The organism is Salmonella sp. SAL-020 (assembly GCF_017372215.1).
Taxonomy (GTDB): domain Bacteria; phylum Pseudomonadota; class Gammaproteobacteria; order Enterobacterales; family Enterobacteriaceae; genus Salmonella; species Salmonella enterica.
This window is the reverse complement of record NZ_CP071690.1, coordinates 1,447,106-1,472,617: the sequence shown is the minus strand read 5'-3', so window position 1 is coordinate 1,472,617 and position 25,512 is coordinate 1,447,106. Positions and strand designations below refer to the sequence as shown.

The following is a 25,512-nucleotide window of genomic DNA, read 5'->3' as shown; positions in this document are numbered from 1 at the left end:
CCATGATTAAAGCAGTGATTTCGCGGCTTCTACAATCGCTTCGGCGGTGAGTCCGTACTCTTGTTGTAAGAAATCCTGCGTTCCTACCTGCCCATAACGCTCTTTGACGCCAACACGGCGCATCGGCACCGGGCAGTTTTCCACCAGCACTTCCGCCACCGCTGACCCCAGTCCATTATGGATGCTGTGGTTTTCACACGTGACGATACGCCGCGTTTTTTCCGCGTAGTTTTTCACCAACATGCGATCGATAGGCTTTAAGGTGAACATATCAATGACCGCGGCGCTCACGCCTTCCTGCTCCAGTTGGCGCGCCGCCTCCAGCGCCTCCGCCACCATAATGCCGTTGGCGATAAGCGTAATATCATCGCCCTCGCGCAGTACGTTGCCCTTGCCAATGGTAAAGGTAGAGCCTGGCGCATAGATACTCGTCGCCTGCTTACGGATGGTACGCAGCCAGTAAAAACCGTCCAGGTCCATTAGCTGGCGTAAAATATCCGCGAACATCACCGCATCCGTCACCTCCAGTACTACGGAGTGCGCCAGCCCGCGAACAATCCCCATATCTTCAAAAGACATATGGGTGCCGCCGTTATGGCACGCCGTCACTCCGGCATCGGAGGCGATCACTTTGACGTTGTTACGCTGATAATCCAGCGCCATGAAGAGCTGATCAAAACAGCGACGGCTGGCAAAAGCGGTAAAGGTATGCACAAACGGTTTACGACCGGTCAGCGCCAGCCCCGCCGCAGTGCCAATCACATTCGCCTCCATAATACCGCAGTTAATGACATGCTGCGGGTAGTCACGCGCCACGCTGTCCATCGCCATTGAGCTCATTAAATCAGCCTCAAGCGCAATAATTGGGCTTCCGGCCTCAATCTGCCCGGCGACAAAACCGGCGTAAACTTTGCGCATTTCGATATCGTCTTTAAGCCCTGCGGGCGCAAGCTTAATCATGCATGACCTCCAGTTGATGAATGGCCTCATTGAGCGTCTGCTTCATGCCATCCGTCAGGCGTAAGTGGTGAGAATTCGTTAACTGCTCCAGGTATGGCACCCCCTGCCCTTTAATGCTGTCAAGGATCACAACCCGTGGCCGGGCATCAGCGGGCAGCACAGGCTGAACCACCGCCAGTAGTCCGGCGATATCATCGCCTTTGACGGTGACGACATCGAAACCAAACGCACGGAATTTCCCTTCCAGATCGAATGGATTGATAATCTCCTCCAGCTCGCCGTCAAGCTGCTGTTTATTCCAGTCAATGAAAACGGTCAGATTATTCAGGCGGTGGTGGGCAATAAACTGAAACGCCTCCCAGCACTGCCCTTCATTGAGCTCGCCATCGCCGACAATGCAAAATACCCGGTTGGGTCGCCGCGCCAGTTTATGCGACAACGCCATTCCGCCCGCAATAGAGATGCCCTGTCCCAGTGAGCCGGTCGTGGCGTCCACGCCGCGCGTTTTTAGCCGATCCGGATGGCTGGGAAGACGGGTGCCGTTCTGGTTAAGCGTATTCAGCTCTTCGCGCGGGAAATAGCCTTTAATCGCCAGGGTACTGTACAACGCGGGGCCCGCATGGCCTTTCGACAGTACGAAGTAATCGCGTTCCGGCCAGTCCGGGTCGGCAGGGTCGATTTTCATCACCGCGCCGTACAGAACCGCCAGAGTCTCCACTACCGACATGCTGCCGCCATAGTGACCAAAGCCAAGATGGTTTAAGGATTTGAGCGTGGCGACGCGAATATCGCGCGCCAGTTGGGTGATTTCGGTTACGTTCATTCTTTCGCTCCGCTATTTTCCTGCACTTCGGCAGTCGCTTTTTTGTTTTTGGCCAACACGTTGTACGCCACCAGTAGCGCGAATAGCGCCACCACCAGCCCCGTGATAGCCATCGGCGACAGATAACGCGCCAGGTTGCCCAACAAAATACCGATTACGCCAAAGTCAGCATCCGAGAACGTGGTATTGGCGAAGCCGATCGCGCCGAGAACCGGCAGTAACAGCACTGGCAGGAAAGTGATTAATAGACCATTAGCAAATGCGCCGATCATCGCCCCGCGGCGACCGCCGGTGGCATTGCCAAAGACGCCTGCGGTCGCGCCGGTAAAGAAGTGCGGCACAACGCCAGGCAGGATTAACACAAGCTTCATCTGTCCCAGCAGGAACAGCCCCACCAGCCCGCCGAGAAAACTGAACAGGAAGCCAATCAGTACCGCGTTAGGGGCATAGGGATACACCACCGGGCAGTCCAGCGCCGGACGCGCGTTTGGCACCAGTTTTTCTGAAAAGCCGGTAAAGGCCGGAACAATTTCAGCCAGAATCAGACGGACGCCTTGCAGAATGATGAACACGCCGGCGGCGAAGGTGATTGCCATGATGATGGCGTACACCAGATAGTTTTGCCCGCCGCTAAACGTCGCTTCGACATACTCACGCCCAGCGCTGACTGCCATGATCAGATAGATAATCATCATGGTCAGCGAAATCGAGATAGAACTGTCGCGTAAAAAACTGAGGTTTTTCGGCAGGTTCATCTCTTCCGTGGAGCGGGAGCCTTTACCACACAGGCTGCCAATCCAGCCGGAAAGCACATATCCCAGGGTACCGAAGTGACCAAACGCAATGTCATCGGTACCGGTAATCCGCCTCATATAACGTTGGGCCAACGCCGGGAAGAAGGCCATCACCAGCCCCAGGATTAGCGATCCGGTGAAGACCAGCCCTACGCCCTCAAACCCCGCCACGGTCAGGATTACGCCAATCATACAGGCCATGTAAAAGGTGTGATGCCCGGTCAAAAAGATATATTTAAGACGCGTAAAGCGCGCCACGACAATATTGGCCACCATACCAAATGCCATAATTAACGCCGTGGACGCGCCATATTTTTCCAGTGCGATTGAGACTATCGCTTCATTATTAGGAATAATGCCCTGAATATTAAAAGCGTGTTCAAACATCCCCCCTAGCGGGTTTAATGAACCCACCAGTACGGTTGCGCCGCCACCAAGCACAATAAAACCTAAAATGGTTTTAATCGTGCCTTTTACCACATCGGAAAACGCTTTTTTCTGCGCCACCAGACCAATAAGCGCAATTAACCCTACAAGCACCGAGGGTACTTTTAAAATATCAACAACAAAATTCAGCGTTTCAAGGATAAACATATCCACCTCGCCAGCAATAATTATTGTTTAGCGAACCATGCGCGCAACTGCGTTTCCAGTTCGTTGATGTCGATGATGTTATTGATCACCACCAGTTGGCTTTCCGGTACGCTGGCGCTGGCCGCGATATCTTTGGCCATTACAAAAAGATCGGCAGCCCCGGGCGTGGCCGATGAAAGATCGGAGTGTTCCACCTCGGCGTCAATATTGAGTTTCTTTAATACTTTTTTAATGTTCATTTCTACCATAAAACTACTACCCAGGCCGGAACCGCAAATTGCCATGATTTTCATTATTGTCACCTTTTAAAAGTAGAGTTGGTCTGCATCACGCACGGGCGTAATGTTATTTACCGCAAGAAAATGGAATAAAATCAGAAACGGTCAATAATCGTTTTAATGTCCTCCAGGTTTTTTGCCTGATGTAATTTTTCCATATCTACATCACTGGAAAATAATTCCGCCAGCGCCGATATCATTTCGATATGACTGTGCTTATCAGGCGCCGCCAGCATAATAATGATGTCAACCGGATCGAATTCGTCTGCGCCAAATGAAACGCCGTGCTGTAGTTTCAGTAACGATAAACCTAACCCTTTCGCCCCCTCTTCCGGCCTCGCATGCGGCATCGCTAACCCTGGCGCTAATACATAATACGGCCCAAGCTTTTGGTGCTGCTGAACAATCGCCGTAATGTATTCCGGTGCGATAACACCTGCGTCCAGCAGGGGTTTGCCGCAAATTTCCAGCGCCTGCGACCACGTTTCCACGCTCTCCCGTAGCGTGATGGTTGCGTCAGATAACCAGGTTCCCAGCATGTTATTCGCCCCCACGGTGTATGAAATTATGAACAAACTTTATTCAAGCCATTCGATATTAGCTGCGATCGTTATCACAAAGATAGCGCTACCAGCGACTATTACTCAGAATTGTGATAGCGCTATCAAATTAAAATCATGGTGTGAAATCACAGCAAAAAAGCGGATTTAAGGCGTATACTGCCAGTCATGCGAAGCAAAGAACGACAATAAAAAAGCATCTCAACATGTTGTAATGACGCAGGAATTTGTATGTCGATACCCCGTAAACGGCGCAGTACCGGTAAAGTGACTATCGCCGATGTAGCCCAACTTGCCGGTGTAGGCACGATGACCGTATCACGAGCCTTACGCACGCCGGAACAGGTCTCTGATAAACTCCGGGAAAAAATCGAAGCGGCAGTGCATGAGTTGGGCTATATGCCTAATCTCGCCGCCAGCGCGCTGGCGTCTGCCTCCTCGCACACCATCGCGATGGTCGTACCGAACCTTGCGGAAGCGGGGTGTTCTGAAATGTTCGCCGGGCTGCAACAAATTTTACAGCCCGCAGGCTACCAGATTATGCTGGCGGAATCGCAGCATCGCGTGGAACAAGAGGAGAAGCTGCTCGAAACGCTGCTGGCCTCCAACATTGCCGCAGCGATTCTGCTTAGCGTCGAACATAGCACTACCGTGCGCCAGTGGCTAAAAAATGCCTCTATCCCGGTGATGGAGATGGGCGCGATTCGCAGCGATCCTATTGATATGAATATCGGTATTGATAACGTTGCGGCAATGTATGAGCTGACGGAAATGCTGATTCAGCGCGGTTATCAGAATATCGGGCTGCTATGCGCCAATCAGGAGCAGTGGATTTTTCAGCAACATCTGCACGGCTGGTACAAAGCGATGCTTCGCCACCATATGTCGCCAAACCGGGTGATTAATGCCGCCTTGCCGCCCAATTTTTCTACCGGCGCGTCGCAACTGCCGGAGTTTTTACTGGCGTGGCCGGAGCTGGACGCGCTGGTATGCGTATCGGATGAGCTGGCCTGCGGCGCGTTATACGAGTGCCAACGACGGCGGATCAAAGTTCCGGACGATTTAGCGGTGGTCGGGTTTGGCGATAGCGATGTCAGCCGGGTCTGCCAGCCGCCGTTAACCACCATGGCCGTACCGCACCGTAAGATTGGCAGTGAAGCCGGACGGGCGCTGTTGGAAAGGTTAAATCAGGGAAACTGGAGCGATCGAAAATCCATCGCCTCCAGTTTATGTATGCGGGAAAGCTGCTAAAACGCTTATTCCGTCTCTTCCGGTTTCTCCTGGAGCGCGGCTTCGTTTTTGGCGTTGCGGGTCATCCACAGCGCCAGCGCTTTGAGCGAATCTGGCGTAAACTCATCACAGCGCGCGGTGATCTCCTCCGGGGTCAGCCAACACACTTCGCTGACTTCATCTTCCTGAAGCGCGAAAGGCCCGTGGGAAACGCAGCTAAACAGCGCGCCCCAAACCCGGCAATGTTGGTCTTCAAAGTAAAACAGACCGTGTTCGGCAAACGGCACGCCTGCAATACCCAACTCTTCTTCCGCTTCGCGGCGGGCAGATTCCAGTAGCTGCTCATCAGCCTGAACCACGCCGCCTGCGGTAGCATCTAACATACCGGGCAAAAAATCTTTTGTTTCGGTACGACGCTGCACCAGAATTTTACCCATACCATCATGAACGACGATATACGTAGCACGATGCCGTAAGCGTTGCGCACGCATCTGTTCCCGGCTGGACTGTGCAATGACTTCATTGTCTTCATTCACAATATCCACCCATTCCGTACTTGCCAAACGACGCTGTTCCACCATCAGGAAACCTTCTTATTTCTGGCGCTCTTACGGCGCATTTACGTTTGTGAGGTAAATTACGAGTTAATTGCAACCTGCGCAATGATACTTTGATCATTGAGTGCGATTACGCTCAACACATTATCATCCAGAATACCGTAGCTTGCCGCATACCCGCCTTTCGGGATACTCACTGACCCAGGATTAAAGTGATACAGTCCTTCCTGCTGTTGCGCCACCGGCAGATGCGTATGACCATAAACCAACACATCGCCAGTATGCAGAGCGGGCAGATTCGTCGGCCCGAAGAGGTGCCCATGCGTTAAAAATAGCCGCCTCTCTTGCGTCAATATTTGCTGCCACGGCGCAGTGATCGGGAAATGCAGCAGCATCTGATCCACTTCGCTATCGCAGTTGCCGCGCACGGCAATGATTTGCGTCGCCACCGCGTTCAGGCGTTCGGCGACCTGGGCGGGCGCATAGCCTTCAGGCAGCGCATTTCGCGGCCCGTGGTTAAGGACATCGCCTAATATCACCAGCCAACGCGCGCCGCTTTGCGCGAACCGCTCAAGCACGCGTTCCGTGGCGGGTAAAGAACCATGAATGTCCGATGCGAACATCAGTTTCATCGCTCACTCCTCGTTGTGAAAAACGGCGTTATGATACTGGAATATGAATAGATTTTCAGCCTGAACGCTTCGAGGAAAGCGCAATAAAACGCTGTACGGAAGCACGCTGCCACTGGAATGTCGCATATGCCGCCAGCGATGTCGGCACGTCATCGCCATGCAGCGCCAGACGATTGATCATCAATGCCAGATCGGTATCGGCAATGCACCATTCACCAAATAAATTTTGCGTCCCCTGCCCCAATAGCGCTTCAGCCGTCGCAAACAGTTTTGCCGCGCTGGCTTTTCCAGCCTCGCTTAACGGCGCTTTTTTCGCCCCGGCAAACACCACGTCGGTAGGCCGTTCTTCGCGAAGCGGCAGTAAATCGCTGCGTAGCCACGCCTGAATCTGTCGCGCGCGGGCGCGTTTTTGTAAATCGTGCGGGTAGATACGCTCCCACTGCGGCGGCGCGAAACGCTCCTCCAGGTATTCCGCAATAGCGGACGACTCGCTCAGCTCAAAATTGTCGGCCTCAAGCACCGGTACGCGCTGCGTCAGCGCATATCCTCGCCAGCCAGGTTGCAGATGTTCTCCCTGGTCCAGATCGCGAGTTTTCAGAGTAAAGGAAAGCCCTTTTTCTTGTAATGCCACCCAGGCGGACAAGACGTAGGGAGAGAAAAAGTTCGCATCCGACCACAGCACAATAACAGGCTTACTCATAATGTCCTCTTGAGGGCGTATTAGGTTTCTTCCCAAAATATAGCGTCTTTCGCCTGCTGTCACCTGATGAAAACTCACACACATCAGGAGGCTTTCTATACTTAATTCAGCCCAGACTCTTTACGCACATGCAGGAGCCAAAATGATTGACCTTTACTACGCCCCCACGCCCAACGGGCATAAAATAACGCTGTTTCTGGAAGAGGCGGAGCTGGCGTATCGTTTGCTAAAAGTAGATATCAGCAAGGGCAATCAGTTTCGCCCTGATTTTTTGGCTATCTCTCCCAATAATAAAATTCCTGCCATCGTCGATCACGCCCCGGCAGACGGCGGTCAACCGCTTAGTCTTTTTGAATCCGGCGAAATTCTTCTCTACCTGGCGGAAAAAAGCGGCAAACTGCTTAGCGGGGAGCTGCGTGAACGCCATACCACGCTGCAATGGCTGTTCTGGCAGGTCGGCGGGTTAGGGCCGATGCTGGGCCAGAATCATCACTTTAACCACTTTGCGCCGCAGGCCATCCCCTATGCAATTGAACGCTATCAGGTTGAAACGCAACGCTTATACAACGTCCTGAATAAACGCCTGGAAACCTCCCCGTGGCTGGGCGGCGACCACTACAGTATTGCGGATATCGCCAGTTGGCCGTGGGTTAACGCACATCAGCGTCAGCGAATCGATCTTGATACCTACCCGGCGGTGTATAACTGGTTTGAACGCATTCGCACGCGTCCTGCGACAGCGCGCGCACTGTTACAAGCGCAACTGCACTGTAACAGTACGAAAGCGTAACGCGGTAGCATACATCATGTATGATGTAGAGGTGTATACACGGAAAAAACCTGCGTCCGGCACCCTTATTCGTATTAAAAACCTGACATTAGGGAAGAGGAAATCCTCCCTACTCTGGAGGTCATATGCAGATTCTGATTACCGGCGGTACAGGCCTGATAGGGCGTCATCTCATTCCCCGGCTGTTAACACTGGGGCATCAGGTGACGGTCGTTACGCGCAATCCCGATAACGCGCGTCAGATTCTCGATTCCAGAGTGACATTATGGAAAGGGCTGGCGGAACGTGAGCACCTCAATGAGATTGATGCCATCATCAATCTGGCGGGCGAACCGATTGCCGACAAGCGCTGGACCTCGCAACAAAAAGAACGGTTGTGCCAAAGCCGCTGGGCTATCACGCAAAAGTTGGTGGATTTAATTCATGCCAGCGCTACGCCGCCCTCGGTGTTGATATCCGGCTCCGCCACGGGCTATTACGGCGATCTGGGCGACGTTGTCGTCACTGAAGATGAGCCGCCGCACAACGAATTTACGCATAAACTTTGCGCCCGCTGGGAACAGATTGCCTGTCGTGCGCAGAGCGACCAGACCCGCGTCTGCCTGCTGCGTACCGGCGTTGTCCTGGCGCCGCAAGGCGGGATTCTGGGGAAAATGGTTCCGCCGTTTCGCCTCGGACTCGGCGGTCCGGTGGGTAATGGTCGACAATATCTGGCCTGGATTCACATCGACGATATGGTCAACGGCATTCTGTGGCTGCTGGATAACGATCTTCGCGGTCCCTTCAATATGGTCTCGCCGTATCCCGTCCATAATGAGCAGTTTGCTCATGCGCTGGGTCGCGCGCTGCGCCGCCCGGCGATTATTCGCATTCCGGCGACGGCAATTCGCTTATTGATGGGAGAGTCGTCAGTGCTGGTGCTGGGCGGACAGCGGGCGCTGCCAAAACGGCTTGAAGCCGCCGGATTCGCATTTCGCTGGTATGATTTAGAAGAGGCGCTGGCGGATGTGATTCGCTAGTTCCTAAAGCGCCGTATCCTGCCCGGTACGCAATGCGCCGCCGGGCTTCTTTTATTTCAGCGAGCCTTTCAGGAATTGCTGTAAACGCGGGCTTTGCGGATTGCCGAACACCTGCTCCGGATCGCCCTCTTCTTCAATTTTCCCCTGATGCAGAAAAATAACGTGCGAAGAGACATGGCGGGCGAAGCCCATTTCATGCGTGACCACCACCATCGTTTTGCCTTCTTCCGCCAGTTGTTGCATGATGCGCAACACTTCGCCGACCAGTTCAGGATCGAGCGCCGATGTGGGTTCATCGAACAGTAAAACGTCAGGTTCCATCGCCAGCGCGCGCGCAATAGAAACGCGCTGCTGTTGGCCGCCGGAGAGATGGACGGGATATTTGCCCTGAGCGCGCTCATCAATCCCCACCTTCGCCAGATATTTCAACGCCCGCTCGCGCGCGTCGTGCTTGCTTAATCCCAGTACCTGAATCGGCGCTTCCATCACATTTTCCAGCACCGTCATGTGGCTCCAGAGGTTAAAGTGCTGAAACACCATCGTCAGGCGGGTACGCAACAAGCGTAGCTGATTTTTATCCGCCACTTTGAGCTGCCCGTCTTTGTCGCGCACCAGATTAATGTTCTGACCGTTCACGATAATCGCGCCTTCGCTCGGTTTTTCGAGGAAGTTAATACAGCGCAAAAAAGTGCTTTTACCGGAGCCGGACGAGCCGATGATGCTAATCACATCTCCGGCGCGGGCCTGCAACGATACCCCTTTCAGCACTTCATGACCGCCGTAGCGTTTGTGCAAATCGATAACGTGTAATTTATTTTCTGACATCATGTTACTCGAATTATTTAGAGGACACGTGCTGCAACCAGCGTCTTTCCGCCCGACGGAACAGGCTTATCAGGACATACGAAATGAGTAAATACAACACGGCGGCAATGCCAAACGCGGTAAACGGCTGGTAAGTCGCTGAGTTAATATCGCGGGCGATTTTCAACAAATCCGGCACCGTCGCGGTAAACGCCAGCGCCGTAGAGTGCAGCATTAAAATCACTTCGTTGCTGTAGGCAGGCAAGGCGATACGTAATGCCGACGGCAAAATAATGCAGCGATACATTTTAAATGACGAGAAGCCATAGGCCCGTGCCGCTTCAATTTCACCGTGCGGTACCGAACGAATCGCCCCCGCGAAAATTTCCGTGGTGTACGCGCAGGTATTCAGCGTCAGCGCCAGTACGGTACAGTTCAGTCCGCTGCGGAAAAACGCGTTAAGAAGATCGGTGCCTTTGACTATCTCCAGCGTATACATCCCCGAATAGAACACCAGTAGCTGTACGTACAGCGGCGTGCCGCGAAAAATATACGTAAACAGCCAGATGGGAAAACGGATGAATTTATTACTGGAAACGCGACCTACCGCCAGAATCACCGCCAGAAGACCGCCCATCACCACCGATGAAATTAACAACCACAGCGTAATCGCCACGCCGGTAAAACGATAGCCATCCGTCCACAGCAGGGATTTCCAGTACTCCTGAATGATCTCAATCACAAATCGGCCCTCTTCACGCCCACAGAATAGCGACGCTCAAGCAAGAGCAGCACACCATTGGAAACGGTGGTAAATACCAGGTAGATAAGTCCACAGACCACGGCAAAATAGAAAGGCTCCCAGGTGCTTTTACCGGCAAGCTGCGTGGCTTTGACGACATCTTCCAGGCCCAGCAGCGACACCAGCGCCGTCGCTTTGAGTATCACCTGCCAGTTATTGCCGATCCCCGGCAGGGCGTAACGCATCATCGCCGGGAACATAATCCGCCGGAAGGTTTGCCCGTGGGTAAAACCAAAAGCCGTCGCCGCCTCGATATGGCCTTTCGGCACCGCCATAAACGCGCCGCGAAAGGTTTCGGTAAAATAGGCGCCGTAGATGAAACCAAGGGTGATAATACCGGCCACCATCGGATCAATATCTATCTGGTCGATACCCAGCGAATCGGTCACCACGTTAAGCGCGATTTGCAATCCGTAAAATATCAGCAGCATTAATACCAGATCCGGCACCCCGCGAATCAGGGTGGTGTACCCTTCAAAAATAAGCCCCGTTACCCGGTTTTGCGAAAGCTTCGCCCCCGCGCCGACGAGACCGATAAGCACGGCCAGCACCACGGAACTGAGCGCCAGTTCCAGCGTGACGATCGCGCCCTGTAAAATTACGCCTGAAAACCCGTACAACATGCAGCCTGTCCTGTTGTGTGTGGTGAAGTAAGAAGCCTCTTTTGCATTTTTGCCTCACATCACGCCGGATGGCGGCTGTGCCTTGCCCGGCCTACGATGCTCCCCGTAGGCCTGACACGCACAGCGCCATCAGGCAATGCAGACAGTCAACATTCTTTGGGCTTTATCTGCACCGACGGTGATTAACCGCCATAAACATCAAAATCAAAGTACTTTTTCGCCAGCTTTTCGTAAGTACCGTCAGCACGCATTTCAGCAAAGGCTTTGTTCAGCGCTTCGCGCAGCTCGTTATCCTCTTTGCGCAGCCCCATACCGGTTCCTACGCCGAATAACTTCTCATCTTTCACCGCCGGGCCGCCGAATTTATAGTCTTTTCCGACGGGCTGTTTAAGGAAACCTTCGCTGGCCGCGACCTCGTCCTGGAACGCCGCATCAATACGGCCAGCCGTCAGATCGGAATAAATGTTGTCCTGCCCCTGGTAAGAGACGATCTCAATCCCTTTCGGCGCCCAGTGCTCATTGCCGAAGGTCTCCTGCGTCGTCCCCTGTAGCACGCCGACGCGCTTACCTTTCAGCGACGCGACGGTCGGCTGAATATCAGAGTTCTTCGCCACCACCAGACGGGAATCAGCGGCGTAAAGCTTGTCGGTAAACGCGATTTCCTGCTGGCGCTTTTCAGTGATGGACAGCGAGGACATGATGGCATCAATTTTCTTCGCTTTTAAAGACGGAATCAGCGCATCCAGCGGGTTTTCCACGAACGTACACTGTGTGTTGATACGTTTGCACAGCTCTTTGGCCAGATCGATATCAAAGCCGACCAATTCACCTTGTGCATTTTTGGATTCAAACGGTGCGTATGTAGGATCGGTACCGATACGAATCTTTTGTGGAATAGCGGCAAATGCTGCGGTAGCGCTGGAAAATGCCAGCACCAGAGAAAGGGATAACGCCAGTTTTTTCATAACTATCCTCAACAGACTGTCTTTCCAGGAGATCTTTACAGATCCGATGCGACTATCGTGCCATTAATCAGGCCGACAAGGCAAAGCATTCTACCTTGTCAGCCGGTTTATTTTGCATAAAAATCGATTAAGTATGCATTTATGCGCCTGTTCCGCAACGGCTTATGCACCAAAAAGGTGCAAAACATCTATTTTGCACCGTGATAGTTCCCCAGCGCGGCGCGTTATCCCCTTCCCTCAATCGCCGTAGACATTAAAATCGAAGTACTTTTTGGCCATTTTGTCGTAAGTCCCGTCCTGGCGCAGTTCGATCAGCGCTTTATCAAACGCGGCTTTTAGCTCGGTATCGTCTTTGCGCAGCCCAACCCCCGTCCCGTCGCCAAAATATTTTTTATCCTTCACGGAAGGACCGGCAAACGCATACTCTTTGCCCGCTGGCTGCTTCAGGAAACCTTCGCTGGCGGCGACTTCATCCTGTAATGCGGCATCCAGACGACCGGCGGTTAAATCGGAATAGATAAGATCCTGGTTGGCATAAGCCACCACATCCACACCTTTTGTGCGCCAGTTATCATTGGCGTAAGCCTCTTGCGTGGACCCTTGCAGCACGCCGACATGCTTTCCTTTCAGCGATTCCAGCGTCGGCTGAATGGGAGACCCTTTTGCCGCAATCAGGCGTGAATCCGCCGCGTAAAGTTTGTCGGAAAACGCAATTTCTTGCTGGCGTTTATCGGTAATAGAGAGCGATGAAATAATGGCATCAATTTTTTTCGCTTTTAGTGAGGGAATAAGCGCATCAAAGTCGCTGGCGACCCAGGTACATTTCACCTGCATACGCTTACACATTTCATTACCGAGATCGATATCAAAGCCAATAAACTCGCCTTTGGCATCTTTTGATGAGAAAGGCGCGTAGGTGGTATCTGTTCCAATACGAACCGTTTGCGGGAGCGCGGCGTAACTGGCCGCCGTCGCGCCCAGACCTATCAGCAAAGACAAAGCGAGAACGGTCTTCTTCATACATACCCCTCAAGTGGCGTCATTTTCTTATGTTTTACGTGGTGTTGTGTGTTTGCAGACTTTTTCATGCAGGTCTTATGCCATTTTCACGTCAGCAAAACGATTCGACGTTAAATTTGTTAATAAAACGTTGCAATATTGTCCTGATGTTGAAGATAGCAGGTATGACGGTTGAACCGCAGCGTTTCGGCGGCTTTTAACGAATTAAATGTTGAGGATATGATCGCGGTTACAAAATTGCCCTGAAACAGGGCAACAGGGACAATAATGCACGCTAAACAGACAACGCTATGCGCCCTGCCAGCGAACAAAAAGATCGTGCGGAAGGGGGATGTCAAACTGATCCAGTACTCGGTTAACCGTTTGATTTATAACATCATCTAACGTCTGAGGAAGATGATAAAAAGCCGGAACCGGCGGCATAATCACCGCGCCTATCTCAGCGGCCTGGGTCATTAAACGCAAATGCCCGATATGCAGCGGCGTTTCGCGCACACACAGCACCAGAGGTCGCCGCTCTTTTAATATCACATCCGCCGCGCGGGTAAGCAGTCCGTCAGTATAACTGTGGACAATCCCCGACAGCGTTTTAATCGAACAGGGCAAGATAACCATTCCCGCCGTCGGGTAAGAGCCCGAGGAAATGCTGGCGGCAATGTCGCGCGCATCGTGCGTCACATCGGCCAGCGCCTGCACCTCGCGCAGCGAAAAATGGGTCTCCAGCGCCAGCGTTTGCCGGGCCGCCTGGCTCATCACCAGATGCGTTTCCACGCTATCGACATCGCGCAAAATTTGTAATAAGCGCACGCCATAAATCGCTCCGCTGGCGCCGCTAATTCCTACAATGAGTCGTTTCATGTTCTCTTACCGTTTACGAGCGCCGTTCATCCCACTGTGTTACGTAATCGGCTCAAAGTGGGTCTGAAGAGATACCATGACAAAAGAATCCCTATCATAAAAGCCAGCTCAACCAACATTATCACTACCCCTTGCTCACTAAACCAGGTGCCGACCATAATGGCAAAATTGGTGATAATGACAAATCGGGCCGTCCAGGGGAAAAGCGGCGATCGATAGCGTAGCAAATCGCTGGCGTACGTTCCATTACGCACCGATTGTCGGAAACGATACTGGCACCATCCGATGGTTATCCATGCCAGGCAACCCACCTGCCCGGTACTGGCGATCAGATATAAATAAAATTGCTGTGCGGGAATATAGCGGGTCAGCAACGACACTAACGCCAACAAGGCCGTGATTAAAATAGCATACACCGGCACGCCGCCGCCGTTCGTTTTACCAAAGCAGGCTGGCGCAAAGCGATCGCCCGCCATAGACCACAGCATACGCGAACTGGCGTAAATGGCCGAGTTAGCGGCAGAAACCGCGGCGGAAAAGATCACCAGCGTCATCAGCGTATCCGCCCCCGGAATGCCCGCGTGGGAGAATACCCATACAAAGGGACTTTGTCCATTTGGCGTCAGTTCATGCGGATAGACCAGCGCCAGCACCGCAATCGCCAGGCCGTAAAACAAAATGATTCTGAGACCGATCCCCAGGATCACTTTCGGTAAAATAATGTGCGGCGATTCGGTCTCCCCTGCCGCATTTCCGACCAGTTCCACCCCCTGGAAGGAGTAAATCACGATCGTCATACAGACCACAATTTGCTCCCAACCGTGGGGAAACCACATTCCGTCTATTTTTAACGTCGGGTGCCAGTCACTATGGCCCATTAGCGAGTAGATCATGACCCCGCCCGCGCAGATAAACAGCACGATCGCGAAGACCTTAATGGCCGAAAGCCAGTATTCGCATTCGCCAAAACTTTTTGCGGAGGTGAGATTGATAGCCGTCAGGATGAGCAGAATCGCCAGGCAGAACATATATACCGGAACCGCGGGGAAAAACTGGTGAGCAATAAACCCTGCGGCAGTGAGGTCGGCTGCCAAGGAAAAGACCCAGCTAAACCAGTAAAGCCAGCCAATGGTATAGCTCCAGCAAGGTGACGGCATAAACATCAGCGCGTAATGTTGAAATGAACCGGAGTGAGGAAAAGCGCATGATAATTCGCCAAGACACATCATCGTCGCCAGCATAATGGTTCCGGCAAACAGATAGGCCAGTAAGGTTCCCGCCGGCCCGACGCTGCTTAACGGTTCGGCAATGCCGATAAATAAGCCGGTGCCAATCGTGCCGCCCAGCGACATCATCAGCAGGTGCCGCTTCTTCAGGTTACGCCGCAGACCGCCTTCAGGCTCTGCTGGCGGAGATTGTTGCAGGGTATCCATCGTTACTCCCTGTCTTTCGTGAGGTCAAAGATGCCGCCGCGACATAGCCGCGGCGGTTATGCGTTAACGCGTAAACCTCCAGGCGACGCCTTTGGTCTGGCAGGCCATTAACAGGCCCGTATAATCCAGCTCAAAGCGAACCACATCGCCTACTTTTAGCGACTGACGACAATCCTCAATATCCACCAGCGTATGATCGCTGGTTTGTCCTAAGATAGTGATAGCGTCGTCGCATGGCACACAGTTATCCGACGGCACATCCTGGCGACCAAACGCCAGCAATGCGCGTCGGCGTATGCCACGATCGACAAAGGTTTTACTTTGCAAAAAGGCATCGACGCCCAGCTCCCCGACCGGGACGGTAGGTTTACTGTTCAGTTCGATGATTTCCGCTTCCAGGATATACATATCGGAACAGGCTTTATCGACCGGTTTTGCGGAGTGGTGAAATTCATTCAGGTATTTCATGTCCACATATTCAATGCCGAATTCATGCAGTCCGCCGATGCGCAGATGATTCAGTCCCTGCGGCCAGATACCTTTATCCAGCAGGTGATAGCTGGTGCAGTTTCCCGCAGAAAGCCGCCGGACAGGAATACCGCTGTCAGCTTCCAGCCGGGCGGCCAGCGCCAGAAAATCCTCGCCATTTTTTACCGTTGGCAACACGGTGCCGTAACAATTAAAGTTGGTGCCCAGTCCATATAATTCCAGACCGGGCAGACCAGTAATCAGAGTCACGGTCTCAAGAATGCGTTGATATTCACCAAACCAGATACCCTCGCGTAAATCGCCCATATCCACCATCAGTAATACCTGATGCGTTTTCCCCTGGCGTTGGGCTTCTTGCGATAATGCCCGTAATACCACCGGCTCGCTATTTAAACTAATATCCGCGTAGCGCACCACATCTTCGATTTCACTCAGACACGGGCTGCGTAACAGGCAGGTCGTACATCCTGTCTCGCGTATTTTTTTCAAATTATAGGTTCGTGATTCAGCGATAACGGTAATTCCGCCGTTGAACACCGCCTGCGCGGTTTCCACGCAGCCGTCAAAAACTTTATTGACAGCCATCACGTCAATACCGCTGCTTGCCAGCAGAGCTTTTTCCGTGCGGGCGTTTTCTTCCAGCTTGCGTAGATTTATTTCCAGAACTGGCATATACATTTTATTTTCCTCCCGCCATGCTTAAACGGGCATTACGTTTCTGCGCCCGATGGTAAATGTACTCCGCGACGACAACCGCCAGCACGGCTCCGCCAATAATTTTCCCGGCGTACTGGAAATATCCGCCCATATCAATTTGAGAAGGCGGAATAAATAACAGCGCAACGGCAAAGGCGATAGAAAGAAAGCCCAGCGCGGGTAAAATAGCCGGTAAAACCTTGCCCGGAATTTTAAAACTTCTTGGCGTATCCGGCTGAGTCTTACGTAAACGCCAGAACGCCGGGAACATCACCAGGTAAGGAATAAAATAGGTGATGGTCGTTAGCGCCGTTAACATCCAGTAAGCCGCCGCAACGCTTGGCGAAATAAAAGTCGAAAAACACAGGACCGTGACAATAATCGCCTGTACAGTCAAGGCAAAGGCGGGCGTTTTCCACACCGGATGTAATTTGCCGATTCGGTCCCCCAGCAGATTATCTTCACGCGAGGCTTCCTGGAGCATATAAATCGGCCCCACCAGCCAGGAGTTAATCTGCCCGAGAGCGCCAAAAAACATACAGATGGCCATAACAGGAATTAACCACGGCATATGCAGCGTATCCGCAGCAGCATGCATAGCCTGCATGACGCCTGCCACAATGTCGGTTTTCCCGGCGGGTAAAAGCGTATTTAGCGCCCAGGTGCCGACCATATAGATCCCGACGATAACGGCGGCGGAGACGGCCATCGCTCGCGGAAAATCACGCTGTGGATTACGGGTACGCCCGGCAATCATCGGGGCGACCTCCAGTCCGGCAAACGCAAACATCATGCTGGATAAGAAAACGATCGTATCCCAGTGTCCGAGATCCGGAATCCAGTTTTTCGCTGTAGTGTAGTCCGTCTGCATCTGGTGTCCGGTACATAGCCATACTACCGCCAGCAAAATGAGGATGGCGGAGGGAATAAATACGCCGCACCAGGCGCTGATGCTATTAATAATTTTTGTCCATTCCATCCCGCGGATATTCATCAGCGTTAATAGCCAGAAAATTACCGCGGAACCAATACCGATAAACGCTTTATTTTCCGCCAGGCCGCCGCCGATCATATAGCCCAACGCGGTAAAGCCGAATTGCAGCATTAATGGGAAAAACAGTACGCAGGAAAAGAGAAAACAAACCACGACAATCCATGCAATACGTTTACCAAATGCCTCTTTAATCCAGACAAATATCCCGCCATCTTTCGGCCAGCCGGTTGACAGCTCGCCGCATACCATCGCTAAAGGAAAAAACAAGCAGAATGCGGCGATCACCCATAACAACATGGCCGATGCCCCGTAAGGCGCCACGTTAGGGATTTGCCGCAAACTCAGAATAGCGATGACATTCATAAAGACAATGTCTTTGATGCCAAGTAAGCCAGAATTCGTGTTACTCATGGCCATCTCCTGTTATGCATTCAGGCATCACTGCCCTCTTCTTATCATCTGACGACGGGCTTCAGCATGAAACTGAAGCCCAAAACAGTATTAATAAATGTCGTACTTGACCATATCTTCGTAACTGTCTTCCCGACGAATCAGACGCGTCTCACCATTTTTATCGATCATCACCACCCCCGTGCGCGGACGGTTGTTATAAACGGTTTGACTTTCAATGGTGTATGCCCCGGCATCAAGAAACGCGACAATATCGCCAACATGAGTCTCCTTCGGCAGTAAAAACTCTTCGCCTTTCACCCCCATGTGGAAATAATCTCCGCCATCACACAGCGGCCCGGCTAATTTTACCCAGGCGTCGTGCGCTGCCGTCATGCGAGAGGCGTTATAGACATAAAAGAACCAGTCAAAATGCTGGCTGTCAGAGAGTACGCTGTAACCAGCGTCGACAAATTTCCATTCAACGTGGCATTCCACATTGCCGTTAAGATCGTAATTTGTTTTACGTTTTTCGCAGGAGACTTCCGTCAGTAAAACCGCCGCCGACCCGGTCACTTTACGTCCCGGTTCAATACATATTTCCACATCGGTACGCCATTTATGCACTTCGCGAATGACCGCATCGGCAAAATCCTGGGCGGTAATACCGGCATACATATTATCTTTTAACGGGTCGCCATTCTCGTCGTCATATTTATAGGGAACCGGAATTCCGCCGCCCACGTTAATCAAATCAAATTTAATACCGAGCACCTCTTCCAGACGACGGGATTCATCCACCAGCACTTTAGTCGCTTTTGCGAAAGGCTCTGACTCCGGCACCTGATCGCCTACATGCATATGCAAGCCGCGTAAATGCACATAAGGCATCGCCAGAATGCGGCGGCAGGTTTCTTCCGCCTGTTCCAGGTCGAGACCCGACTTCGCATGGAAAGCGGTAACCAGTTCCGCATGCGTCGCCGAGGGAACATTCGGTTCTACGCGGACGCAAACATTGGCGACTTTCTTCAGCTTGCGAGAGATGGCATCAATATGTTCCAGCTCATACAGGCTATCAACATTAATAAGATACAGATCGTTAGCGATGGCATATTCCAGATCGGCAGGCTTTTTCACCACGCCGTTGAAGACGATCTGATCTCCGCGAAAGCCTATCTCCAGACACTTGCGAACCTCATATTGTGAGTTTGCCTCCGCGCAAATTCCGGCGTCACGAATGGCTTTCAATACCCCCATGACCGAGCAGGTTTTTGACGCAAAGAAGGTTTTGGTATTTTTATGCGCCGCAAATGCCTGCTGGATTTCATGAATGTTACGAATAATCTCCGGCTCAGAAAACACATAGAACGGCGTGGGGTACTGGCGCGCCAGTGCGTCCAGATCGACCCCTTCAAAACACAAATGACCGTCTTTGTGCTGGAAACGGCGATCGCCGTTGATTACCTGCTCACGTAGCTGGTTGTAATTCTGCATAATCGAGTCAGTCATAACGCCCTCTGCTTAATGTTTATGGTAAAAATACGCATTCTTTACAGGGATAAAGCAAAAGGCATGCCACTATTTTTTATCAAAATAATCAATTACTTATAAAAATAAGCTATTTCTCATTTTCGTCATTGAGTTTGCTATTCATCACAACGACGAAAATTCGTCACTTTTATAATGGCAACATGAACAATAGATATGAGGAATGCATGTATGGCATCCACCAATCAGGAACTGGCCTCGGCGCTCAGGATGTTTTCCCGCTTTTTCGATTTGATTCATCAGCCGTTGGCCGTCATTAATGAGCGTGGTGAATACGTTTACTACAATCAGGAAAGCGCGGATCTGGACGGCTACAGCATTGAACGGGCAATGGGAAAACATATGCTGGATGTCTATCCGGGCATGAAAGAGACGCAAAGTACGATGCTTTCATCGTTAAAAAAAGGCGTGGAATACATTGGCCATTATCAAATTTATTACAATGCGCGAGGCCAGGCCGTTGACTATCAGCACACCACCGCACCGCTCTATGCAAGCGATGGCGGCATGGTCGGCGTTATCGAAATCGGCAGGAATATGTCCGGCGTCAGGCGGCTCCAGGAGCAGGTGGTAGAACTGAACCAACTGCTGTATGCCGATCGCCATGAGAAGCACCATGCCATTATTACCGAAAACCCGGAAATGCTCAGTAATATCGCCAAAGCCAAACGGCTGGCCGCCAGTAATATTCCGGTGACGATTGTCGGGGAGACGGGTACGGGTAAGGAGCTATTTTCCCGCCTGATACATCAATGCAGCAAGCGGGCGAATAAGCCATTTATCGCCCTGAACTGCGGCGCTCTACCGCCTACGCTTATCGAAAGTACGCTTTTCGGCACCGTGCGCGGCGCCTATACCGGCGCGGAAAATAGCCAGGGCTATCTGGAACTGGCAAACGGGGGAACGCTCTTTCTTGATGAGCTGAACGCCATGCCGATAGAAATGCAAAGTAAGCTGCTGCGATTCTTGCAGGATAAAACCTTCTGGCGGCTCGGCGGACAACAGCAACTCCACTCTGATGTCAGGATCGTTGCCGCCATGAACGAAGCGCCCGTCAAATTAATTCAACAAGAACGCCTGCGGGCGGATCTTTTTTATCGGTTGAGCGTCGGAATGTTGACGTTACCGCCGCTGCGCGCCCGCCCGGAAGATATTCCCTTACTGGCAAATTATTTTATTGATAAATACCGTAATGATGTGCCGCAGGACATTCACGGACTAAGCGAGACGGCGCGTGCTGATCTGCTCAATCACGCCTGGCCGGGTAATGTCAGGATGCTGGAAAACGCGATTGTACGCAGCATGATCATGCAGGAAAAAGACGGGCTGCTGAAACACATCATTTTTGAACAGGACGAGTTAAATTTAGGCGTACCGGAAACCGCGCCGGAAAATCCCCTTCCCTCGTCACCCGATCCGCAGTATGAAGGGTCGCTGGAGGTACGGGTTGCTAACTACGAAAGGCATTTAATAGAAACCGCGCTGGATACGCATCAGGGGAATATTGCCGCCGCGGCCCGCAGCCTTAACGTATCGCGCACCACGTTACAGTACAAAGTACAAAAATACGCTATTCGCTTCGGCGTGGTGCGTAATTGACATCGGCCAGCGGCATTGCGCCGCTGGCAAAGCCATTAGCCTTCGTTATGCATTTCCAGGTTTTCCATTTCGTTCTGGAACAGCACCGCTTTGGCGTCGTCATTACGTAATGAATCCAGGAAGTCGAGGTATTGCTGGTCTACGTCTTTGGTGACATATACCCCGTTAAATACCGAACATTCAAACTGCTGGATATCCGGGTTTTCCGCGCGTACGGCTTCGATCAGATCGTTCAGATCCTGGAAGATAAGCCCGTCTGCGCCGATGATCTGCCGAATCTCATCCACCTCGCGACCATGCGCGATCAGCTCATTGGCGGTCGGCATATCAATGCCATAGACGTTGGGGAAACGAATTTCCGGCGCGGCGGACGCCAGATAAACCTTCTTCGCGCCGGCTTCCCGGGCCATCTCGATGATCTGCTCTGATGTGGTGCCACGTACGATGGAATCATCCACCAGCAGGACGTTCTTATCGCGGAATTCCGCGCGATTAGCATTGAGCTTACGGCGCACGGATTTACGGCGTAGCTGTTGGCCCGGCATGATAAAGGTACGTCCCACGTAACGATTTTTGACAAATCCCTGGCGGTACGGCTTGCCGAGAATACGGGCAATTTCCAGTGCGATATCGCAGGAGGTTTCCGGGATAGGGATCACGACGTCGATGTCCAGATCTTCCCATTCACGAGCGATTTTTTCGCCAAGTTTGGTGCCCATATTCACACGAGCGCTGTAGACGGAGATTTTGTCGATAAAGGAGTCCGGGCGAGCAAAATAAACGTACTCGAACAGGCAGGGATTACTGACCGGGTTATCCGCGCACTGGCGCGTGAACAGTTGCCCCTTTTCGGTAATATAGATAGCTTCGCCCGGCGCGACATCGCGCAGAAACTCAAAGCCCAGCGTATCCAGCGCCACGCTTTCAGAAGCGACCATATACTCCGTACGACCATCGCCAACGTCACGCTTGCCCAGCACTAACGGGCGAATGCCGTGCGGATCGCGAAAAGCCACCATGCCGTGGCCGATAATCATCGCCACGCAGGCATAGGCGCCGCGGATTTGACGGTTAGTCGCGGCAATCGCGGCAAAAATATTGTCGGCTTCCAGCGGATAGTGACGGAAGTTGTCGAGCTCGCTGGCGAAAATATTGAGCAGGATTTCGGAATCGGAGGTGGTGTTGATATGGCGGCGCTTTTCTTCAAACAGCTTTTTACGTAGCTCATGCGCGTTAGTCAGATTGCCATTATGGGCCAACGTGATGCCATACGGCGAGTTAACATAAAAAGGTTGCGCTTCGGAAGCGCTGGAGCTGCCTGCGGTAGGGTAGCGCACATGGCCGATCCCCATGTTGCCCTGCAAACGCTGCATGTGGCGAGCTTCAAAAATATCGTTCACCAGCCCGTTTGCCTTACGCAAGCGGAAGCAGTTATTCGCATCAATGGTGATGATACCGGCAGCATCCTGACCACGATGCTGGAGCACTGTTAACGCGTCATAAATCGACTGGTTGACCGGCATAACACCGGCGATACCGACAATACCGCACATACGTCATTTTCCTCGTTAAGCCACATCTCAGAACCTGTTACGTCCTGGGCAAGAAACTCGACGAGCTTTGCAGATAGTCAAAGAACCATCTGATGATGAAGCTGAACTGCGGGATGAGCTGCGATTTGCTCCAGTCTTCGCTTTTCGACAAGCCGGTAAAGGTATCAAGGAAGAACAGAATGGCGGCGACAATCAGCGCGCCTCGCAGTGCGCCGAAACAGATCCCCAACACCCGGTCAGTTCCCGACAGGCCGGTCTTCTCTACTAGCTGACCTATCACAAAATTCACGATAGCGCCGACGATAAGCGTCGCGATAAACAGTACCGCGATAGCAATCCCATTACGAACCAGTTCGTCTTCAAAGCCCGTAAACCAGACAGACAGGTAAGTGTAGTAGTGACTGGCGACAAAGAAAGCACAACCCCACGTCACCAGCGATAACGCTTCACGAACAAAGCCGCGGATCAGGCTAACCAGACAGGAAAAAGCAATCACCGCGATAATGGCGTAATCAATCCAGACCATAGATGTCCCACGATTTTACGCCCTGTCGTCCTGTTCGGGGCGCATTCTAACAGAAAAAGAAAACGTTTGCGTAGGGATTTCCTTCCCACGCGTAAATAAAAATGGCGCTGAAAAAATATTCAACGCCATCACACTTTTTATCTCTTCGGGCACGACCAGAAGAGCTGCCATCGGCCTGATAAGCGCAGGATACCAGGTTTATTCCTTCTGCCGGATGACGGCGTAAACGCCTTATCCAGCCTACAGAACTTCGGCTATTACCAGATGAACACCGTAGGCCTTAACGCTGCGCGCTCAGGCAAAACGCGCCTTAGTTCGGGCTATATCCCATCACCACGCCGCTTAACCCGGAAATCTGCTTGAGCTCGCCAAGCGATCCTTTCATCTTATCTTTCGACGCATCCGGCCCGACGAGAATACGGGTTATTTTACCCTGTACCGGCGTTGAGGGGGAAGTATAAACCCGGAACCCGGCGGAACGAAGCTTGCCGACTATCTCGTTGACTTTATCCGCGTTTTTCAGCGCGCCCAACTGTACGACATAGGCTTTGCCGGTCGGCGCAGGTTTATCGTCGGCGACTGGTTGCGGCGCGGGCGTCGGCGTGGAAGCGGCGACAACCGGCTGTTGCGGTTTAGGCTGCGGTTTCGGCTTTTCAACCGGCTTCGGTTTAGGCGTCTCCGCCGGTATCGGATCAAGCTCAACATTGTTAGACGCCATGCGCGACGGGTCCAGCGATGGCGCTGCCGCATCTCCCGCCCGCACCTCTTCAGCCGCCCCTTCCGGCGGCTGTGTCGGCAGCGCCTGCGTTGCGGCAGGCATCATATCCGGCTCATCACGGTCGCCAGGCTTCGGTACCAGTGGAATCGCAGCAAATTCATCCTGATAATGCTTTTTCTGTCCGTCCAGCAGACCGGGAAGCACAATAACCCCCAGCGCGACTAACACAATCGTGCCGACTAAACGATTCTGAAACTTACTCGCCACCGATTCTCCCCGCGTCTATCACTTCCATAACATGTGCGACGGTGTGGAATGATCCGCACACCAGCACGGTATCTTCTGGCTGCGCCGCGTCGATAGCGGCCTGCCATGCCTGCGCGACGCTATCATAGACATTCCCTTTCCCCAGATGTTCCAGAAGTTGTTCCGCCGTCGCGCCGCGCGGCCCCTCTAACGGAGCACAATACCAGTCGTCAACCACGCTTTTCAACCAGGCTAACGTGCCGGCGATATCTTTATCATGCAGCATACCAATCACCGCAAGCACGCGCCCGCGTTTCGGCAACATTTTCAGACGACCCGTCAGGTATTCCGCCGCGTGGGGATTATGGGCGACATCAAAGATAACGCGCGGCGACTCACTCACGATTTGAAAACGTCCCGGCAAGGTAGCCTGCGCAATACCGTCGCGAATCGCCTGCTCGTCAATGTTCAACCTGCTGGCGCGCAGCGCGGCCAGAGCGGTGGCGGCATTCGGCTGAGGAACCTGCGGCAACGGCAGTCCGGCAAGCGTGCCGTCACCATCGGTAAACGCCCAGTGGGTCGCTGTCACCTCATAACGCCAGTCAACGCCGCGACGCCGCAACAGCGCGCCGGTCTCCTGCGCGACATCCGCGATGGTTGTCGGCATTTCCGGTTCGCCGACGATAGCGGGTTTTTCCGCGCGAAAAATCCCGGCCTTCTCGCGGCCGATACTTTCGCGATCCGGCCCCAGCCAGTCAGTATGGTCAAGCGCGATGCTGGTAATTACCGCTACATCGGCATCCACAATGTTCGTGGCGTCCAGGCGGCCGCCCAACCCGACCTCCAGAATCACCACGTCAAGGTTAGCCTGTTTAAACAGCCACAATGCCGACAACGTACCATATTCAAAATAGGTCAATGAAATATCGCCGCGCGCCGCTTCTATTTCCGCAAAGGACGCGGTATGCGCGGATTCCGCTAATTCTTTCCCCTGCACGCGCACGCGCTCGGTGTAACGTACCAGATGAGGCGAACTATAGACGCCCACACGGTATCCCGCCGCGATTAACACCGACTCCAGCGTTCGACAGGTCGTACCTTTACCGTTGGTTCCCGCCACGGTAAAAACGAACGGCGCAGGCTTGAGGATGTCCAGACGCGCTGCCACCTGGCTTACGCGCTCAAGGCCTAAATCGATACTCTTGCTGTGCAGGTTTTCCAGATAAGAAAGCCACGAGGCCAGGGGCGACGCAGCTTGAGGTATAGATTTGTTTTTCATTGATTCCGCTGCTTCTTTACGGTGAAAAGCAA

The 25,512-nt window shown here is 52.7% G+C and carries 26 protein-coding genes; 4 read left to right on the top strand and 22 right to left on the bottom strand.

Translation table 11 applies throughout. The features are described from left to right. Nucleotides 1-6: 6 nt before the first annotated feature. The 5 genes from J1G48_RS06960 to J1G48_RS06940 form a co-directional block, all read right to left on the bottom strand. Nucleotides 7-960 carry a transketolase family protein gene (locus tag J1G48_RS06960; protein WP_000593035.1) on the bottom strand — a complete coding sequence of 318 codons (954 nt, stop codon included), beginning with the start codon at nucleotides 958-960 and terminating at the stop codon, nucleotides 7-9. Further along, nucleotides 953-1,783: a transketolase gene (locus J1G48_RS06955; RefSeq protein ID WP_001103262.1), complete on the bottom strand. Its 831-nt coding sequence runs from the start codon at nucleotides 1,781-1,783 to the stop codon at nucleotides 953-955. Before J1G48_RS06955 ends, J1G48_RS06960 begins: the two co-directional genes overlap by 8 nt. Beyond that, nucleotides 1,780-3,171 carry a PTS ascorbate transporter subunit IIC gene (locus J1G48_RS06950; RefSeq protein WP_001522266.1) on the bottom strand — a complete coding sequence of 464 codons (1,392 nt, stop codon included), beginning with the start codon at nucleotides 3,169-3,171 and terminating at the stop codon, nucleotides 1,780-1,782. Before J1G48_RS06950 ends, J1G48_RS06955 begins: the two co-directional genes overlap by 4 nt. Before the next feature lie 20 nt (nucleotides 3,172-3,191). Beyond that, nucleotides 3,192-3,464: a PTS sugar transporter subunit IIB gene (locus J1G48_RS06945; protein ID WP_000699818.1), complete on the bottom strand. Its 273-nt coding sequence runs from the start codon at nucleotides 3,462-3,464 to the stop codon at nucleotides 3,192-3,194. Between the two features lie 80 nt (nucleotides 3,465-3,544). Continuing rightward, entirely contained in the window at nucleotides 3,545-3,988 is a 444-nt protein-coding gene (locus tag J1G48_RS06940) for a PTS sugar transporter subunit IIA (RefSeq protein WP_000901821.1), read from the bottom strand. 252 nt (nucleotides 3,989-4,240) lie between these two features. Here J1G48_RS06940 and J1G48_RS06935 point away from each other — a divergent pair, with 252 nt between their 5' ends. Further along, entirely contained in the window at nucleotides 4,241-5,260 is a 1,020-nt protein-coding gene (locus J1G48_RS06935) for a LacI family DNA-binding transcriptional regulator (RefSeq protein WP_000026949.1), read from the top strand. 5 nt (nucleotides 5,261-5,265) lie between these two features. On the opposite strand, the gene yfcD is transcribed toward J1G48_RS06935, so the two are convergent. From yfcD to yfcF, 3 genes are read right to left on the bottom strand one after another with little or no spacing between them, the layout of a single operon-like run. Then, a complete protein-coding gene (gene yfcD / locus J1G48_RS06930) occupies nucleotides 5,266-5,820 on the bottom strand; it encodes an NUDIX hydrolase YfcD (protein WP_000230215.1) in 555 nt (184 codons plus the stop codon). A 56-nt stretch (nucleotides 5,821-5,876) separates the two neighbouring features. Beyond that, on the bottom strand, nucleotides 5,877-6,428 hold the full coding sequence (gene yfcE, locus J1G48_RS06925; protein WP_000772458.1) for a phosphodiesterase: 552 nt from the start codon (nucleotides 6,426-6,428) through the stop codon (nucleotides 5,877-5,879). 55 nt (nucleotides 6,429-6,483) lie between these two features. Further along, complete coding sequence (gene yfcF / locus J1G48_RS06920; RefSeq protein WP_000043012.1) at nucleotides 6,484-7,128, bottom strand: glutathione transferase; 645 nt, start codon at nucleotides 7,126-7,128, stop codon at nucleotides 6,484-6,486. Between the two features lie 142 nt (nucleotides 7,129-7,270). Between yfcF and yfcG the strand changes: the two genes are divergently transcribed. Together yfcG and J1G48_RS06910 are read left to right on the top strand one after the other, a co-directional pair. After that, complete coding sequence (yfcG, locus tag J1G48_RS06915; protein ID WP_000566563.1) at nucleotides 7,271-7,918, top strand: GSH-dependent disulfide bond oxidoreductase; 648 nt, start codon at nucleotides 7,271-7,273, stop codon at nucleotides 7,916-7,918. Nucleotides 7,919-8,043: 125 nt separating this feature from the next. After that, on the top strand, nucleotides 8,044-8,937 hold the full coding sequence (locus J1G48_RS06910) for a TIGR01777 family oxidoreductase (protein ID WP_001166275.1): 894 nt from the start codon (nucleotides 8,044-8,046) through the stop codon (nucleotides 8,935-8,937). A 51-nt stretch (nucleotides 8,938-8,988) separates the two neighbouring features. Here J1G48_RS06910 and hisP read toward each other — a convergent pair whose 3' ends face one another. The 10 genes from hisP to J1G48_RS06860 form a co-directional block, all read right to left on the bottom strand. Further along, complete coding sequence (gene hisP, locus J1G48_RS06905) at nucleotides 8,989-9,762, bottom strand: histidine ABC transporter ATP-binding protein HisP (protein WP_001293591.1); 774 nt, start codon at nucleotides 9,760-9,762, stop codon at nucleotides 8,989-8,991. Nucleotides 9,763-9,775: 13 nt separating this feature from the next. Then, on the bottom strand, nucleotides 9,776-10,483 hold the full coding sequence (hisM, locus tag J1G48_RS06900) for a histidine ABC transporter permease HisM (RefSeq protein ID WP_000569771.1): 708 nt from the start codon (nucleotides 10,481-10,483) through the stop codon (nucleotides 9,776-9,778). After that, nucleotides 10,480-11,166, bottom strand: a complete 687-nt coding sequence (locus tag J1G48_RS06895; RefSeq protein WP_000965498.1) for a histidine ABC transporter permease HisQ — start codon at nucleotides 11,164-11,166, stop codon at nucleotides 10,480-10,482. The genes hisM and J1G48_RS06895 overlap by 4 nt, the downstream gene beginning before the upstream one ends. 182 nt (nucleotides 11,167-11,348) lie before the next feature. Further along, nucleotides 11,349-12,131, bottom strand: coding sequence for a histidine ABC transporter substrate-binding protein HisJ (gene hisJ / locus J1G48_RS06890; protein ID WP_000731868.1), 783 nt, complete (start codon nucleotides 12,129-12,131; stop codon nucleotides 11,349-11,351). 237 nt (nucleotides 12,132-12,368) lie between these two features. Continuing rightward, nucleotides 12,369-13,151 carry a lysine/arginine/ornithine ABC transporter substrate-binding protein ArgT gene (argT, locus tag J1G48_RS06885; protein WP_000754422.1) on the bottom strand — a complete coding sequence of 261 codons (783 nt, stop codon included), beginning with the start codon at nucleotides 13,149-13,151 and terminating at the stop codon, nucleotides 12,369-12,371. A 288-nt stretch (nucleotides 13,152-13,439) separates the two neighbouring features. Then, nucleotides 13,440-14,009 (bottom strand): UbiX family flavin prenyltransferase, encoded by a 570-nt coding sequence (locus tag J1G48_RS06880; RefSeq protein ID WP_000825682.1) that lies wholly within the window; start codon nucleotides 14,007-14,009, stop codon nucleotides 13,440-13,442. Nucleotides 14,010-14,035: 26 nt separating this feature from the next. Further along, complete coding sequence (locus tag J1G48_RS06875) at nucleotides 14,036-15,442, bottom strand: amino acid permease (protein WP_000380353.1); 1,407 nt, start codon at nucleotides 15,440-15,442, stop codon at nucleotides 14,036-14,038. 63 nt (nucleotides 15,443-15,505) lie between these two features. Then, complete coding sequence (locus J1G48_RS06870; RefSeq protein ID WP_000281907.1) at nucleotides 15,506-16,609, bottom strand: alanine/ornithine racemase family PLP-dependent enzyme; 1,104 nt, start codon at nucleotides 16,607-16,609, stop codon at nucleotides 15,506-15,508. A 1-nt stretch (nucleotide 16,610) separates the two neighbouring features. After that, nucleotides 16,611-18,032 carry an APC family permease gene (locus tag J1G48_RS06865; RefSeq protein ID WP_000072512.1) on the bottom strand — a complete coding sequence of 474 codons (1,422 nt, stop codon included), beginning with the start codon at nucleotides 18,030-18,032 and terminating at the stop codon, nucleotides 16,611-16,613. Nucleotides 18,033-18,122: 90 nt separating this feature from the next. Further along, nucleotides 18,123-19,520, bottom strand: coding sequence for an alanine racemase (locus J1G48_RS06860; protein WP_000132307.1), 1,398 nt, complete (start codon nucleotides 19,518-19,520; stop codon nucleotides 18,123-18,125). Nucleotides 19,521-19,730: 210 nt separating this feature from the next. On the opposite strand from J1G48_RS06860, the gene J1G48_RS06855 reads away from it, so the two are divergent. Next, nucleotides 19,731-21,158 (top strand): sigma-54-dependent Fis family transcriptional regulator, encoded by a 1,428-nt coding sequence (locus tag J1G48_RS06855; protein WP_000168929.1) that lies wholly within the window; start codon nucleotides 19,731-19,733, stop codon nucleotides 21,156-21,158. A 35-nt stretch (nucleotides 21,159-21,193) separates the two neighbouring features. On the opposite strand, the gene purF is transcribed toward J1G48_RS06855, so the two are convergent. The 4 genes from purF to folC form a co-directional block, all read right to left on the bottom strand. Next, complete coding sequence (gene purF / locus J1G48_RS06850; RefSeq protein ID WP_000334205.1) at nucleotides 21,194-22,711, bottom strand: amidophosphoribosyltransferase; 1,518 nt, start codon at nucleotides 22,709-22,711, stop codon at nucleotides 21,194-21,196. 37 nt (nucleotides 22,712-22,748) lie between these two features. Beyond that, entirely contained in the window at nucleotides 22,749-23,237 is a 489-nt protein-coding gene (cvpA, locus tag J1G48_RS06845) for a colicin V production protein (RefSeq protein WP_000262102.1), read from the bottom strand. 310 nt (nucleotides 23,238-23,547) lie between these two features. Beyond that, a complete protein-coding gene (gene dedD / locus J1G48_RS06840) occupies nucleotides 23,548-24,222 on the bottom strand; it encodes a cell division protein DedD (RefSeq protein ID WP_000157031.1) in 675 nt (224 codons plus the stop codon). Next, entirely contained in the window at nucleotides 24,212-25,480 is a 1,269-nt protein-coding gene (gene folC / locus J1G48_RS06835; protein ID WP_000792281.1) for a bifunctional tetrahydrofolate synthase/dihydrofolate synthase, read from the bottom strand. The genes dedD and folC overlap by 11 nt, the downstream gene beginning before the upstream one ends. Between the last annotated feature and the right edge of the window lie 32 nt (nucleotides 25,481-25,512).